Origin of the sequence: Microbulbifer sp. TB1203 (assembly GCF_030997045.1) — a bacterium.
Lineage (GTDB): Bacteria > Pseudomonadota > Gammaproteobacteria > Pseudomonadales > Cellvibrionaceae > Microbulbifer.
Window position 1 is genome coordinate 1,851,324 of record NZ_CP116899.1, and the last position, 14,546, is coordinate 1,865,869.

The window sequence follows — 14,546 nt, forward strand, 5'->3', positions numbered from 1 at the left end:
GTTGAAACTGACCGTATCAACCCGTCAGGAATTCTTTGCAGTCTCCAGTTCCACGCGAAAGCTTTTCACCATCTGCTTCATAAAAAGGCGCGGCGCCAACCGGTACAGGTAAGCGCCGAACAGCGAGCGATCCCGCGGAAACAGCCGCTCCCGGCCTTTATCCAGCGCATCGATGATTTTCCGGGCCGTCCACTCCGCGGAGCGCACCCGCCCGACGGTGCTCTGCCTATGGCGCGCGCGGCCGCCGTCGCCGGACAGGGCATTGTTTTCGATATCGGTGGCTACAAAGCTGGGATAGACCATCAGCACCCGTACGCCTTCGTCACGTACCTCTTCGCGGAAAGTTTCGAAATACTGGTGCAGCGCGCTTTTCGCCGCGCAGTAGCCGGCGCGGCCGAGAACCGGCATCCACCCGGCCATGGAACTGATATTTACCACACAGCCGCCGGCGGCGCGCAGCCGGGTCAGCAGCCCCTGAGCCAGTTCCACCGGCGCGTGGTAGTCCACCGCCATCACCCGGCGGATCACCACATTGCTGGTTTGGGTGGACAGACTGCGATGGGTAATGCCGGCATTGTTGACCAGAAGATCTACACGCTCGTAGCAAGCGAGCAACTCCGCCACCAGTCCGGCAACCGCCGCCTCGCTGGCCAGGTCAGCGGTAAAAGTGTCCACGGCAATTCCGCGTCCATGCAGCTGTGCTGCCCGCTCTTCCAGCGCCGGACGGTTTACGTCCACCAGAGCAAAGCGTGCACCGCGCCGTGCAACCAGCGCTTCCACGATGGCCCAACCCAGACCGCCGGCGGCGCCAGTTACCACAAAGACTTTTTCACTCACGCCGCACCTTCTGCCGCTTGTGCCTGCAATTCAAGCTTTAGTGCCTCGCGGGCGAAATATTCGAAGGCCTCCAGGGAAGTTTTTCTCGGAACAAAACCAAACTCTTCTTTCAGGCGGCGATTGCAGAGCACCGGTCGGTACTGCAGGAAAATCACCTGTCCGGGTTGTTTGTCGGTCAGATACAGCAAATAGCCGGTCCCCAGAAGCATTTTCACCAGCCATACCGGCGGCCTGCGCAGCGGTTTGCCCAGCAGTGCGGCGATCTGCTCCGGCGTCAGCGCGCCATCGCCGGCCAGGTTATAGATACCACGGGCGTCGCGCCGCACCCCGTACCGGATTGCGCGGACCACATCCTCGTCCCAGATAAATACGAACGGCGAGTTGTACCCGCCGGGATCGAGGATCGCGCGGCCGGAAAACAGCTGGCCAATTTTGTTATCAGTACCGGCGCCGACGATGGAACAGGGGCGAAAAACCAGTTGTTTCAAACCGGGATTTTGCTCGCGGTATTCTGCAAGTATTTCCTCCACCTGGCGCTTGTGGTCGGAATAGGCAAACTCCGGGTTTCCACGCAACGGATGCTCCTCCCGCAGCCACTCGGGGCTGTCGGCGTGATAGCCATAGGCGGCGCCGCTGCTGATAACGGTGATGTGTTCCACTCCGGCACGAATACAGGCCTCGAGCAGGTTGCGCGTACCCTGCACGTCGATACGGTACTCCAGCTCCCGATCGCGGGCCGATGCCAGGGCCGAAGCGAGATGCACTACATGGGTGATCTGCTCCGCGCGCAGCAATTCAACCAGTACGGGGTCGCAGATATCCAGGGTGAAAACTGGAAAGGAGGCGGGACGCTGGACGATATCCACCCCCACTACCGACATTTCCCTTACCAGCAGCTCTCCCAACCGGTGCCCCACATAACCGCAAGCGCCGGTGATCAATACGCGTTTTTCACTCACGGCGATTTGCCCTCCACTGTAGGAGCGGCCGCTGGCCGCGATTGGTCTGTGGGGAAAACCACCGCCGGTTGGGAGCAACGGCCGCTCCTACTGCAAAAATTCCAGTAACCCGCCAAACTTAAACCGGCCACCAGGTGCCACACCCCCCAGAAACCCGCCACCACCAGCATTTCCCCGGCGGTGGGATAAAAGGTGAACAGGATCGCCAGCGCCAACCCGGAATTCTGGATACCCACTTCCATGGTCACCGCCCGCCGGTCGGCAACCGGCAGGCGCATCAGGCAACCACTGAAATGCCCGATGACAAAAGCCAGCGCATTGTGCGCGATCACCAGCGTCAGCACCGCACTGGCCAGCTGTACGGCGGTCTGCCAGTGTTTGGCGACAGAAATCGCCACAAACAGAAAAAATACCAATAGCGAAGCGCCGCGAAACCAGCCCTCGCTGTTGCGGGCAAAAGCGGGAAAACGGGTGCCGATCATCATGCCTGAGAGCATGGGCAGCGCCAGGACCAGAACCACCAGCAGTACCATGCTCTCCGCCGGTAACGCAATCGCCTGCAGAGCCTCCCGAGTATAGGGATTGAGGCTGCCATAGAAGGCGAAATTGAGCGGGGTCAGGACCACCGCGGCCAGGCTGGAGACCGCCGTCATGCTTACCGAGGTAGCCACATTGGCGCGGCCCAACCAGGTCATGACATTGGAGAAGGTGCCGCCGGGACAGCAGGACACCAGAATCATGCCCAACGCCAATCCGGGGGCGATATGCAACAGCCAGGTGGCCAGACAGGTGAGCGCCGGCAGAAACAGGAACTGGGCCACCAGCCCTGTGACCGGTGCCAGCGGGCGGCGCAGCACCACGGTGAAATCCGTCAGCCGCAGGCCCAGGGAGACGCCGAACATCATAAATGCCAGCACCCCGTTCAACGCCAGCAGGGTGGCGGGTGACATCTGAAAATTAGCAGCCGCCAGCTTATCCACTAGGTTGTCTCCATATTACTGTCGGGCAAACGGGCAGTATCCCGCGAGGCCAGATCCCGCTGCAAGCCCCGGATGTGGCCGCGCATTGCCTTCAGGTAGGTCTCCTTGTGCACGTAGTAGGCCATGCGCTCCAGGGGCAGGTAGTTCATACCACCGTCGGCGCGCGTCCCGGCGCGTTTACGCTTGAGGGCCTGCAGTTGCCTGGCCGATTCCGCTCCCGCCGCCAGCTGATGGATATAAAGCGCAACCAGTTCCGCCTGCCGGTTGCGCCCCTCCCAGCCAAGGCCGGCCGCTTCCACCATGCCCATCACGAACAGGTTGTCGTACTGTGGGTGAAATACGTTGAGATACAGTCGGGGAGCGAAACCCTTTCTGCTCAGATGCTCGCTGTCGATAAACGGATAATGCAGTTTGTAGCCGGTCGCGAGCAGGATCATATCGTAGTCGCCGCGGCCACCGCCCTCGAAGGTCACGGTGTTGCCGGCAATGGCGGCGATATCGGTCCGCGGGCGGATATCGCCGTGGCCTATATGGTGCAGGATCAGGGAATTGATCACCGGATGGGATTCGAACATTTTGTAATCCGGCTCCGGCAGACCGTACCGGCAGGGCCGGCCCAGGACAAAGCGGCTGAGCGCGGTGCTCAAGCGCTGCTGGATAAAACGCGGCAACCTGATGCTGCCGCCCAACGCGTCGATGGGTTTGCCGCCGATAAACTTGGGCAGGAAGTAGTAGCCCCGGCGCAGACTGATATCCACACTCGCGGCACGATGCACCGCGTCCACGGCGATATCCGCCCCGCTGTTGCCGCAGCCCACCAGCAGCAGCCGTTTGCCGTCGAAAATCTGCGGGTGGCGGTAGTCACTGGAATGCAACAGTTCACCGCCAAACTGCCCCGGCAATTCCGGCACATTCGGATGGTGCAGTGTGCCATTGGCAATCAACAGCCCGCCGAAGAGGCGCGTCTGCTCGCCGCCTTTGCAGCGGGTGGTCACCCGCCAGTTTTCTCCATCCCGCTCACAGTGCACCACCTCGGTATTGAATTCGTAGTGTTCGTAGAGCCCGAATTCCCGGGCGTAGGCGCGGAAGTACTCGCGCAGCTCGCGGTGGTGCGGGAACTGGGCCACCGACTCCGCCATGGGGAAATCGACGAACTCGGTCATCTGCTTGGAGGAAATCAGGTGCGCCGATTCGTATAGGGTGCTGGTGGGGCTGTCGATATCCCACAGGCCGCCCACATCCCGATGGATCTCGAAACCCACGCAGGGAATGCCGTATTTTTTCAGGTTGCGTACCGTGCAGAGTCCCATGGGGCCCGCGCCGATCACCGCGTAGGGCTTCACTAACTTATTCTTCCGCTATGGCAGTTGCGAAGTTAAAGATACCGTGACAAGCCCCGGGCAGATCGTCACAATAGGGCAATTATTGGTTAATTTCGGACAGGAGCAGTGAAATCCACCGATTCCAGAAGCGTCACACTTAGCTATACCCGGGCGATTACAGCGGCTTTGCGCAGCCTGGAACTGCCCATACCTCCGGCCGCTCAAACTGTTTTGGCCGGGATGGACGCCCATCAGCGGGTGCCCATGGGAGTCCAGGAGCAGCTGTGGCTGGCTGTGGCGGAGGCCTATCCGGACCCGCTGCTCGGCATCAAGCTGGGCGGGGCCATGCAGATCAGCCAGATGGGCCTGGTGGGCTACCTGCTGATGGCCCAGAAAACCCTGGGCGCCGCCATGGAACAGCTGCTGACCTACCACCCGCTGGTGGGGGAAGGCGGACAATTCGAACTGCGCCGCGGCGGCCATCATGTGGATCTCTGCTACCAGCACAACTACCTGCGCTGCGCGAGGCTGCGGGTGGAAACGGCGCTCTCCGCCTGCCTGACCCAGGCTCGCAGTATGACCGGGCGCCGCTTCCGCCCGCAGGGCGTACAACTGGCCCACCCTTCTCCCTCCCGGGCACTGCGGCAGCAGTACCAGCAGTTGCTGCAGTGCCAGGTACAGTTCAATGCGCCGGTCTCCGCCATCCGCCTGCGCCCGGAGGACCTGGAGCTTCCCCTGATGGCCGCGGACCAACAGGTAATGGAGCGCCTGAAGCCGGAGGCGGACGCGCTGCTCAGCACCCTCAATCGTAAAAATCTGCAACTACAGGTGACCCACCTGCTGCAGCAGGAACCCCAACTCACACGCGAGCAGGTGGCCAGCCGGCTGTGCATTAGTCCACGCCACCTGGGGCGCAAGCTGCTGGAAGAGAAGGCCAGTTTTCGCAAACTCCAGGATGAAGTGCGCAGCCATTACGCCCGCCAGTGGCTGCGCCGGGGGGATAGGAACAACTCGGAAATCGCTATGGCGCTGGGGTACTGCGACGAGAGCGCCTTCGGAAAAGCATTCCGGCGCTGGACCGGGATGTCACCCAAAGCTTTTAAGGTGAGTGATGAATAGGAAGGGAGCAATCAGGATTTTTCGGGGGAAAGCGCTGTTTGGCGAAATCCCCTGATACTAGCGGCCGCTGGCCGCGATCGGCGGTGGTTTGGTTCCACAAACCAATCGCGGTCAACAGCCGCCCCTGCAAACGAACCGATCAGCGCGCGGCGGTGGCACCGGCCTCGGCGGTTACCGCACGCAACGCGGCCAGGTCTTCCAGCCAGACGATGTCCCGCACCGCCACCTGGCGACCGGTGTAGCTGGACAGGGCCGCTCCCAGCTGCTGCAGGTCTTCTCCCCCGGCGGACAACTCCTCCAGTGGAAGCCGCAGCCAGACCTGGCCGTTCTGATCAATCACAGTCTGCGCCTTGTCGGTATCGATGGCGCTCAGGTGGCGGTCGATGGCGGAGCTGCCGCCGGCCGGCAGGTAGATGGTGCCGTTGGTAAAGTCCACCGCGAAGGCCACGATACCCGGCAGTATGCCGAACAGCAGGGCCGCGCCGTCCAGGATCACCACTACCGGGTCCACACGGCCGCCGGTCTGGCCCTTGCGCTCCGGATAGAGAAAGTAGCCGCAGGCGGTGAGGTTGATGGTCAGGGCCAGCAGGCAACTGGCGGCAACGTCGCGCTTGAGTGTTCTGTTCATAATCTATCTCTTAATAACAACCGTGAATGGCGGGCACGGGCCCGTACAACCGACCCGCTAGCTTACCGGTATATCCCTGAAGTCGGAAGTGGCGTCACTTCCCTTCTATTTGATGTCGCTCACAAAATGCTGGCGGATCGCGCCGTCCTTCGGCCGGCGGCGGCATAGCCCTGTGCCGCGTTATCAACCCAATTTAGATTGGTGACGGGTTAATAATGTAGCCCAGGTCGCAAAGACAGTATTTGTGGGGCGAGGAAACGAACTCTTCCGAATCAAAATGGTCAAAACTTAACCAAATCTGCGCCAACCTCACGCCACACACCACCAAGCCGCCGCGCGACTGCCTAAACTTTAATCAGCACCTGATGCGGTATGTAAGGGAGCAGTACACAATTTCTGTCGGTGCGATCTTGCGCACTTGTGTTCAGGCCGGGCAGTGAGCAGTCGCCGGGGTCCGACACCGGAAATTTCAGGGAGCAGTAGTCGCAACGGGTGCCGCCATGGACTGGCGAAAGCGGGGTATCGCGTGAGCGGTGCCCCGCTTTACTTTTACCTACTTGTCCGGTCTTCGGCCGTGGCGGTACGTCCTGTACCGCTATGCATAAACTGAAAAATTCTTCGCACCGCTGTATCCTGCGCGCGTTACCCAACCCGGAGCGGATTCATGTATATCACCAGTGCCTTTGACAGCGGCAATATCGAAATCGTCAATATCGACAGCAGCCCCATCGAACTGGCGATCCGTCAGGATAATAATTCCGACTTCTACCAGTGGTTCCATTTCCGCCTGGAGGGCGAAGTGGGTGCGAGCTACCCCCTGCGCATCGTCAACGCCGGCAAGTCCGCCTACCCGGAGGGCTGGGAAAACTACCGGGTGTGCGCTTCCTACGATCGCCAGAACTGGTTTCGTATCGGCGCAGAGTACGACGGCAAAACCCTGGATTTCACTGTGGAGCTGGACCGCCCGGCCATCTACCTGGCCTACTTCGCCCCCTTCTCCTGGGAGCGCCACCTGGACCTGCTGGCCTGGGCCCAGGGGGACGACCGGGTGCAGCTGGAGACCCTGGGCCGCACCCTGGACGGCCGCGATATGAGCCTGCTCACCGCGGGCGCCCCCGGGACGGCGAAGCACCGGGTGTGGATGATCGCCCGTCAGCACCCGGGCGAGACCATGGCGGAGTGGTTTGTGGAGGGCTTCCTGGAGGCGCTGCTGGACCCGGCCAACCCCTCGGCGCGAAACCTGCTCGACGACACCGTCTTCTACATCGTCCCCAATATGAACCCGGACGGCAGCGTGCGCGGTCACCTGCGCACCAATGCCGTGGGCGCGAATCTCAACCGCGAGTGGCTGGAGCCCAGCATGGACAGAAGCCCGGAGGTCTACCTGGTGCGGGAGAGGATGCTGGAAGTGGGCGGCGATATCTTCCTGGATATTCACGGGGATGAGGCCTTGCCCTACAACTTCGTGGCCGCCTGTGAGGGCATCCCCGGCTACGACGAACGCCACGGCAGGCTGGAGGATACCTTCAAGCGCGCTTTTGTCGCCGCCAGCCCGGACTTCCAGACCGCTCGCGGTTACGAACTGGACAAACCCGGGGAGGCCAACATGACCGTCGCCACCAACTGGTGCGGCCACCAGTTCCGCACCCTGGCGCTGACCCTGGAAATGCCGTTCAAGGATAACGAGGAATTACCCGACCCCATCGAGGGCTGGTCCCCGGCACGCAGCCAGCAGCTGGCGCGGGATATTCTCTTCCCAATCCGCGAAACCCTGAAGGCACTGTAACCGGGGACCGCGGAGCACCAGCTCCGCAACGGGCCGCAGGCCCGCGCTGTCTTGTGTAGGAGCGGCCGTTGGCCGCGATCAGCTTCATTTCGTAGTTATGAATGGGCGTCCCTGCTGCCGGAGGTAATTTGCGGGACACGGGCTGGGCGCCCCCCTTAAATACATCCTTGGCAGATTTTTGCTCCTGCAAAATCTGCACTTTCGCTGGGCGGCACCCCGCCATCCATGGCGGTCGAGCGATCATTGCTCTGGTCCAATACCGATCGCGGCCATGGGCCGCTCCTACAAGCACCTGCAAATAAAATCCTCTGCGCAAAGCAGATTTTTCAGCACAGAATCCTTCGGCCCCCGGCGCGCTTTTTGCTACCTTAATCCGCTTCAGAATAAGATTCACAGGACAGCACTATGCAGATCCCACAACTCTGGCGCCGCCTGGGCCTGGCCGCAGCCATTGCCGGCGGCCTGGGTGCCTGTGGCAAAGAAGCCGCAACGCCCGCCTCCCAAACTGAGACCGCCGCACCGCAAGCTGAACAGCAAGAGCAGGCGAAAGCCGGCCAATCGCAGATCGCGGAAATGGCCGCGGACCTGCACAAGCACATCGCAATTCTCGCCTCCGACAAATTCGAGGGCCGCGCCCCCGCCACCCGCGGCGAGGAACTGACGGTCAACTACCTGGCGGAACAATTCGAAGCCCTGGGCCTGGAACCAGGCACCGTCGACGCCGAGGGCAAACCCAGTTGGTTTCAGCAGGTGCCGGTGGTGGAAATGCAAATCGAATCCACCCCGCTGACGATCAAGGGCGAAGATTTCGACAAACAACTGCAGCCGCTCACCGATATGGTCGCCTTTACCCAGCGCCAGACAGAGTCCTCCGCGCTGGAAGACAGCGAACTGGTATTCGTCGGCTACGGTATTGTCGCCCCGGAAAACGACTGGAACGACTACGCCGGCCTGGATATGAAAGGCAAGACCGCGGTGATCCTGGTCAACGATCCCGGCTACGCCACCCAGGACAAGGCCCTGTTCAATGGTAACGCCATGACCTACTACGGCCGTTGGAGCTACAAATTCGAGGAGGCCGCGCGCCAGGGCGCCGACGGCGCCATCATCATTCATGAGACCGGTGCGGCCGGCTATCCCTGGGAAGTAGTCAGCGGCAGCTGGTCCGGCGCGCAGATCAGCCTGGCAGCGGAAGACAAAAATGCCGGCCGCGTGGCGGTGGAGGCCTGGATGACCGGCGAAGCCGCCGGGAAACTCTTCAAGGCCGCGGGCCTGGATCTGGCAGGGGAAATGGAGACGGCCAAGACCCGTGACTTTGTGGCCAAGCCCCTGGACCTGAGCGCCAGCGTGCAACTCAACAACCAGCTGCGCACTTCCGATTCCCGCAATGTGGTGGCCAAGCTGCCCGGCGAGAAATTCCCGGACGAAGCCGTTATCTACACCGCCCACTGGGACCATCTCGGCATCAATGAAAATGCCGGAGGCGAGGACCATATTTTCAACGGCGCAGTGGACAACGCCACCGGCACCGCCGGCCTGCTGGCCATGGCCCGCCAGGCCGCCGCGCTGGAAGACAGGCCGGACCGCTCACTGCTGTTCGTCGCGGTCACCGCGGAGGAATCCGGACTGCTGGGCTCCAAATACTACGCCGCCAATCCGGTGGTGCCGCTGGCCAACACGGTTGCCGGCATCAACTTCGATGCCCTGGGCGTGCTCGGGCCCATGCGCGATGTGATCGTGGTGGGTTACGGCAATAGCGAACTGGAAAAAATGCTGGAAAAAACCGCCAAACAACAGGACCGCTACCTGGCGCCGGAAGAGCATCCGGAGCGCGGCTACTTCTACCGCTCCGATCACTTCAGCCTGGCGAAGAAGGGCGTACCCATGCTCTATTTCAAGTCCGGAAGCGACAGCTTCGAGCACGGCCGCGAATGGGCCCAGCAGCGGTCCGAGCAGTACACCGCCCACGCCTACCACAAGCCGGCGGACGAGTACGACCCCGACTGGAACCTGGAAGGCACCGCCATGGACCTGCAACTGGGGCTGGATCTGGGCCTGCAACTGGCCAACAGCCGCGACTGGCCCAACTGGTATGAAGGCAACGAATTCCGCGCGATTCGCGATGCCAGTGCCGAAGTCAGAAAATAAGTAAACAGAAGGTAGGGGCGAACCTTATGTTCGCCCGAGCGGGCCTCCGGCCCGCTATGCCGAGCTGCGGATCACCATCGCTCATGGCCTTCCCTGCTCTTTGATCTGCAGGGTAAATATATAGCGCAAAAGCGGGCCGCGGACCGCTACATCTCCACGATGGTCTCGAAACCGCCCCAGAACATGCGCTTGCCGTCGAAGGGCAGATTCTGCATATCCATACCGGCGATACGCGGGTCCTTCATCACCTTCTCGTTGACCTCGTCGCGCTTTTCCCGTGACTCATACACAATCCAGGAGAAGATCACTGTCTCATCATCCTGAAGCTGCACACTCTGGGGGAAGGAAGTGACCTCGCCGGACTGTACATCGTCGGCTACGCACTCGATGTATTCCAGCGCACCGTATTCCTTCCACACCTCTCCCGCCTCCTCTGCCATCTTGCGATAGGCCTCCAGGTTCTTCCTGGGTACCGGCAGTACAAATCCATCGATATAACGTGCCATGGTATGGCTCCTTTTATTGAATCGTTATGATTGTATGGCCTTGAACTCGGCGGCGGCCTCCTGCACATCCTCCGGGAAGTCTTCGAACTCCTGTACCTGGCGCAGCTCTATAATCTCGTTATCGGACGCCGGGCAGCGTTTGGCCCACTCGATCGCCTCCTCCTTGGATGCCACGTTGATCATCCAGAAACCACCCAGCACTTCGTTGGTTTCCACAAAAGGGCCGTCGGTAACCGTGGGCACACCGTCGCTGAAGGACACCCGTGCCCCCATGGAGAGTGGATGCAACCCCTCCAGGCTGAGCAGCACCCCGGCCTCCTGCAACTCGGCGTTATACTTCATCATCGCCTCCACGGCGTCCGTCTCCGGCATAGCGCCCGGCTCGGCCTTCTCGTAACCCTTGGGAATCATCAACATCATGAAACGCATAACCACTCTCCTGTAGTAATAGTCAAAATTTATTGAATGCGATTCAAATGGCAAATTGCCGTCTCACACAATAGTCGAGCGGCGCGACCAGGTTTCGACACTGTCGCCAGAATTCTTATCGCGCGATTGCAACTACCCGATCGAGTTCTACTACCGCGCCCCGGGAGACAGCCCTCGCACTCTCACCGCAGATCAAGTTCCAGCAGATACTCGCCCCTCGTGATCTTTTCGATCAGTTTACCCCGGTGATTTTCCATCATGTCGAGCAGTGGCTGCGGCAGGAAGGTGCCTTCGATGGTGTGTAGCGCCCACAGGGCGAATTCGATCATGGTAGGCGCCAGGGCCCGGCCGGCGGCGGTGAGTTCGTAAATGAATTTTTTACCGTGGTCGGGGTGAGGGCGTTTGCTGATAATACCGGCGCCTTGCAGGCGCTGTAGCCGGTCGGTGAGGATATTGGTGGAAATGCCCTCGCTGGACGCGAGGAAATGGCGAAACTCGCGGCGGTTGGTAAACATCAGGTCGCGAATGATCAACAATGTCCAGCGATCGCCGAGGATTTCGAGACCGTTGGCCAGGGCACAGCGGGAGCGCACGGTAGCGGGGATGGTATCAGGGCAGTTGGGCATAAAATCAGTTTAGGAAATATACTTGCATTTCGCAATTAATCTGTCTAACGTACTTGCGAAATGCAAGTATATCGAAATGAATTCGCGCTCTAACCCAAAAGGAGATAATTGCGGTGAATATTTACAGCTTTCCCACTTTCAACCTGGTCAAGGTGCTCCTGACTGCCGAAGAGCTGGGCCTCGACTACCAGTTGCATCTGCTGGATGCCCAAGCCGGCGAACACAAAACGCCTGTGCACCTGCAGCGCCACCCGCTGGGCAAAGTGCCTGCGGTGGAACTGGACGGCAACCACTATTTTGAAAGCAACTCCATCTGCCGCCTGTTGGCCGAGCGCAGCGGTAATCGACTCTATGCGGATTCTCCGGAGTCTCGGGCCCGGATCAATCAGTGGGTCGATTTAATGGCACTGCATATCGGCCGCCATCTGACCGTGCTGGTATTTGAAGAGGTGGTCAGGCCGAAGGCACTGGGCGGCAACCCAGATGGTGGCGCCGTTGAGGAGGCCACGCAGTTCCTGACTGCTCAGCTCCCCGTCATTGAAAAGCAGCTGTCCGCGCACCCCTTCCTGGCGGGCGATGACCTGACAATCGCCGACCTGATCGGCTTCAGTTACTGCCACACCCACGAGCTCACCTCGGCCAGCTTCGACGACTATCCCGCTGTACTGGCGTGGTATCACCGCATCAAGGGAAGACCGGCCTTTGAGCAGGCGATGGAACGGCTGCCCGGTGGCAAGCTTTTTGCTTTTCTCTGAGGTGAGGTTGCTCGGATCTGAATGCAGCTGCGTTAAAGACTGTGATTGGTCCTCCCGCACAAAAGCGCCGGGAGTGCTTCGGGTCGGTTTTAGCTGACCCGGAGGATGAAGCACAGGGATGTGCTTCACCAAAAACCCCGCTGTCTCCAGCGGGGTTTTTTATTTGGGAGAGCGGAAATCAGGCACTTACCGGCGTCTCGGATTTTTTCAATTCCTCATCGCGCAGCGCCCGGCGCAGAATTTTGCCCACATTGGTCTTCGGCAGTTCTTCGCGAAACTCTACCTGCTTGGGCACCTTGTAAGCGGTCATGTTTTCCCGGCAGTAGGCGAGCACCTCCTCTTCGGTGAGGGAGGGATCGGCCTTGACCACAAACAGTTTGACCAGTTCGCCGCTCTTTTCGTCGGGGATGCCGATGGCCGCGGCCTCTGCGACCTTGTCATGAGTGCTGACCACGTCCTCGATCTCATTGGGATAGACGTTGAAGCCGGAGACGATGATCATGTCTTTCTTGCGGTCGACGATCCTGATATAGCCGTCGTCCTGGATCACCGCCATATCGCCGGTCCTCAGCCAGCCGTCACTATCGATGGACTCCGCCGTAGCCTCGGGGCGCTGCCAGTAGCCCTTCATTACCTGCGGGCCGCGCACGCACAGCTCACCCGGGGAGTTGTTGGGCAGGTCGTTGTCGTTTTCGTCGATCACTTTCACTTCGGTACCCGGAACCGGTACACCCACGGTACCCATCTGCACCGCTTCCGTGGGGTTGAAGGAAACCACCGGAGAGGTTTCTGTCAGGCCGTAGCCCTCGGTCACCGGGCAGCCGGTTATTTTTTTCCAGCGGTTGGCGGTATCGCGGGTGAGCGCCATGCCGCCGGAACAGGTGGTGTGCAGCTTGCTGAAATCCAGGTTGGCGAAATCCGGGTTGCGCATCAGGCCGTTGAACAGGGTATTGAGACCGGCAAAGCCGGTAAAGCGCAGCCCTTTGAGAGTCTTCACGAACGCCGGAATATCCCGCGGATTGGGGATCAGCAGGGAGTGGTTGCCGGTGGCGAACAGGCACATGCAGTGAATGGTGAAGGCGTAGATATGGTACAGGGGCAGCGGTGCCACATAGAGTTCCGCACCCTCTTTCATGGAATCGCCCAGGGCCTCGCGCACCTGTTCCATATTGGCCACCAGGTTGCGGTTGGTGAGCATGGCGCCTTTGGCCACGCCAGTGGTGCCGCCGGTGTACTGCAGCACGGCGATATCGTCCGGCGTCCGCTGTACGTCGCTGTGGGGCTGCTTGCCACCCAGGGCCATGGCGTCCCGGAAGTTCACCTGGTTGGCGAAGGAGAATTCGGGCACCATTTTCTTGATGTACTTGGCGACGCTGTTGATCAGCACCCGTTTGACCGGGCTGTGCAGGTCGGCGATTTCACTGACGATCACCTGCTCGACGCCGGTCTCGGGAACCACCTGGGAAGCGGTATCGGCGATATTGGCGAGCACCACCAGCGCCTTGGCACCGGCGTCGTTGAGCTGGTGTTTCAGCTCGCGCTGGGTGTACAGGGGATTGGTATTCACCACCACCAGCCCAGCGCGCAGGGCGCCGAACACGACTACCGGGTACTGCAGCACATTGGGCAGTTGCACGGCGATGCGATCGCCGGGCTCCAGGTCGGTGTGGTTTTGCAGGTAGGAGGCAAACTTTGCGCTCAGTTTGTCGATATCGCCGATGGAGAGCGTCTGCCCCAGGCAGGTAAATGCCGGCCTGTCACTGAACCTGGCGCAGGCGTCTGAAAATACCTCGAGTATGCTGCGTTCGATGTCCAACTGTCTTCTCCCAGTCTATTGTTGTCGTTTGCCCGCACCTTCCGTTTTTATAGACGAAATCGCCCAAACTGCGAGGAATACGGACACTATTTATTGTTCTTTAGCGCAGAAAAGGTCTGCTAGTGAGGCCGCCAGTTCCCGGTCCCCGGAATAGCGGATTTCCCCCAGTAGAAACGCGTGGCGCGCGCTGAGACGACCGTCGATGACCGCGCTGAGTGTGCTCTGTGACATTTCCAGTACCAGCGCCGCCCCCTCCGTCTGTCCCGGTTTCTGCACCGCAGCATTGTCGCCGGATTGACCCGAAAGGAGAATGTAAAAATCGCTGGCATCCGGTAGCCGGAACTGTACCCGAGTGAGTGGGTGCAAACAAGTTAGGCGCCGCAGGCGGGTGAGTGTGTGGTCCGGCAGTTGCATGGGGCGGTCAATTCCGAAAGTTTTTTATAGTTTGTATTCCCCCTCGTAGGAGCAGCCGTTGGCCGCGACAAATGGGTCGGGAACCAATTTGGGCGCCGAAGGCGCCCGTAGGGCGAGCGCCACATGGACAAATCCGCCAGGAGTGGATTTGAACAGCTTTAGCTGGCTGAAGGCCGAGGCACATGGATGTGCCGAGCTATCGCGCGAATCAATGGCTGTGG

Annotated in this window: 14 protein-coding genes; 4 read left to right on the forward strand and 10 right to left on the reverse strand. The window is 60.4% G+C overall.

Annotation, left to right across the window (positions count from 1 at the left end):
* Window positions 1–24 precede the first annotated feature (24 nt).
* Genes PP263_RS07880 through PP263_RS07895 form a run of 4 tightly spaced genes read right to left on the reverse strand, consistent with a single transcriptional unit; the run spans window position 25 to window position 4,119 of the window.
* On the reverse strand, window positions 25–837 hold the full coding sequence (locus tag PP263_RS07880; RefSeq protein WP_308367853.1) for an SDR family NAD(P)-dependent oxidoreductase: 813 nt from the start codon (window positions 835–837) through the stop codon (window positions 25–27).
* Entirely contained in the window at window positions 834–1,796 is a 963-nt protein-coding gene (locus PP263_RS07885; protein ID WP_308367854.1) for an SDR family oxidoreductase, read from the reverse strand. The genes PP263_RS07880 and PP263_RS07885 overlap by 4 nt, the downstream gene beginning before the upstream one ends.
* Window positions 1,793–2,776 (reverse strand): bile acid:sodium symporter family protein, encoded by a 984-nt coding sequence (locus PP263_RS07890; RefSeq protein ID WP_308367855.1) that lies wholly within the window; start codon window positions 2,774–2,776, stop codon window positions 1,793–1,795. The genes PP263_RS07885 and PP263_RS07890 overlap by 4 nt, the downstream gene beginning before the upstream one ends.
* Window positions 2,776–4,119 (reverse strand): NAD(P)-binding domain-containing protein, encoded by a 1,344-nt coding sequence (locus PP263_RS07895; RefSeq protein WP_308367856.1) that lies wholly within the window; start codon window positions 4,117–4,119, stop codon window positions 2,776–2,778. Before PP263_RS07895 ends, PP263_RS07890 begins: the two co-directional genes overlap by 1 nt.
* Before the next feature lie 219 nt (window positions 4,120–4,338).
* Between PP263_RS07895 and PP263_RS07900 the strand changes: the two genes are divergently transcribed.
* Entirely contained in the window at window positions 4,339–5,217 is an 879-nt protein-coding gene (locus tag PP263_RS07900; RefSeq protein WP_308367857.1) for an AraC family transcriptional regulator ligand-binding domain-containing protein, read from the forward strand.
* 139 nt (window positions 5,218–5,356) lie between these two features.
* On the opposite strand, the gene PP263_RS07905 is transcribed toward PP263_RS07900, so the two are convergent.
* Entirely contained in the window at window positions 5,357–5,845 is a 489-nt protein-coding gene (locus tag PP263_RS07905; RefSeq protein WP_308367858.1) for a hypothetical protein, read from the reverse strand.
* A gap of 664 nt (window positions 5,846–6,509) precedes the next feature.
* On the opposite strand from PP263_RS07905, the gene PP263_RS07910 reads away from it, so the two are divergent.
* Together PP263_RS07910 and PP263_RS07915 are read left to right on the forward strand one after the other, a co-directional pair.
* Window positions 6,510–7,631 carry a M14-type cytosolic carboxypeptidase gene (locus PP263_RS07910; protein WP_308367860.1) on the forward strand — a complete coding sequence of 374 codons (1,122 nt, stop codon included), beginning with the start codon at window positions 6,510–6,512 and terminating at the stop codon, window positions 7,629–7,631.
* A 405-nt stretch (window positions 7,632–8,036) separates the two neighbouring features.
* Window positions 8,037–9,779 (forward strand): M28 family metallopeptidase, encoded by a 1,743-nt coding sequence (locus PP263_RS07915; RefSeq protein ID WP_308367861.1) that lies wholly within the window; start codon window positions 8,037–8,039, stop codon window positions 9,777–9,779.
* Between the two features lie 146 nt (window positions 9,780–9,925).
* On the opposite strand, the gene PP263_RS07920 is transcribed toward PP263_RS07915, so the two are convergent.
* From PP263_RS07920 to PP263_RS07930, 3 genes are all read right to left on the reverse strand, one after another.
* Window positions 9,926–10,285 carry a DUF1428 domain-containing protein gene (locus PP263_RS07920; RefSeq protein WP_183458554.1) on the reverse strand — a complete coding sequence of 120 codons (360 nt, stop codon included), beginning with the start codon at window positions 10,283–10,285 and terminating at the stop codon, window positions 9,926–9,928.
* Window positions 10,286–10,309: 24 nt separating this feature from the next.
* Window positions 10,310–10,714 (reverse strand): YciI family protein, encoded by a 405-nt coding sequence (locus PP263_RS07925; protein ID WP_183458556.1) that lies wholly within the window; start codon window positions 10,712–10,714, stop codon window positions 10,310–10,312.
* A gap of 182 nt (window positions 10,715–10,896) precedes the next feature.
* The gene (locus PP263_RS07930; RefSeq protein WP_308367863.1) at window positions 10,897–11,340 is read right to left on the reverse strand and encodes a helix-turn-helix domain-containing protein; all 444 of its coding nucleotides are present in this window, start codon (window positions 11,338–11,340) and stop codon (window positions 10,897–10,899) included.
* A 113-nt stretch (window positions 11,341–11,453) separates the two neighbouring features.
* Between PP263_RS07930 and PP263_RS07935 the strand changes: the two genes are divergently transcribed.
* Window positions 11,454–12,095 (forward strand): glutathione S-transferase family protein, encoded by a 642-nt coding sequence (locus tag PP263_RS07935; protein WP_308367864.1) that lies wholly within the window; start codon window positions 11,454–11,456, stop codon window positions 12,093–12,095.
* 178 nt (window positions 12,096–12,273) lie between these two features.
* On the opposite strand, the gene PP263_RS07940 is transcribed toward PP263_RS07935, so the two are convergent.
* Both PP263_RS07940 and PP263_RS07945 read right to left on the reverse strand, forming a co-directional pair.
* Window positions 12,274–13,911 (reverse strand): AMP-binding protein, encoded by a 1,638-nt coding sequence (locus PP263_RS07940; RefSeq protein WP_308367865.1) that lies wholly within the window; start codon window positions 13,909–13,911, stop codon window positions 12,274–12,276.
* Window positions 13,912–14,001: 90 nt separating this feature from the next.
* The gene (locus PP263_RS07945) at window positions 14,002–14,277 is read right to left on the reverse strand and encodes an SCP2 sterol-binding domain-containing protein (protein WP_374693703.1); all 276 of its coding nucleotides are present in this window, start codon (window positions 14,275–14,277) and stop codon (window positions 14,002–14,004) included.
* Window positions 14,278–14,546 lie beyond the last annotated feature (269 nt).

Excerpts from the sequence above, each read along its gene's own strand:
- PP263_RS07900 (WP_308367857.1), top strand. The coding sequence starts at position 4,339 with ATGGACGCCCATCAGCGGGTGCCCATGGGAGTCCAGGAGCAGCTGTGG.
- PP263_RS07905 (WP_308367858.1), bottom strand. The coding sequence starts at position 5,845 with ATGAACAGAACACTCAAGCGCGACGTTGCCGCCAGTTGCCTGCTGGCC.
- PP263_RS07910 (WP_308367860.1), top strand. The coding sequence starts at position 6,510 with ATGTATATCACCAGTGCCTTTGACAGCGGCAATATCGAAATCGTCAAT.
- PP263_RS07915 (WP_308367861.1), top strand. The coding sequence starts at position 8,037 with ATGCAGATCCCACAACTCTGGCGCCGCCTGGGCCTGGCCGCAGCCATT.
- PP263_RS07920 (WP_183458554.1), bottom strand. The coding sequence starts at position 10,285 with ATGGCACGTTATATCGATGGATTTGTACTGCCGGTACCCAGGAAGAAC.
- PP263_RS07925 (WP_183458556.1), bottom strand. The coding sequence starts at position 10,714 with ATGCGTTTCATGATGTTGATGATTCCCAAGGGTTACGAGAAGGCCGAG.
- PP263_RS07930 (WP_308367863.1), bottom strand. The coding sequence starts at position 11,340 with ATGCCCAACTGCCCTGATACCATCCCCGCTACCGTGCGCTCCCGCTGT.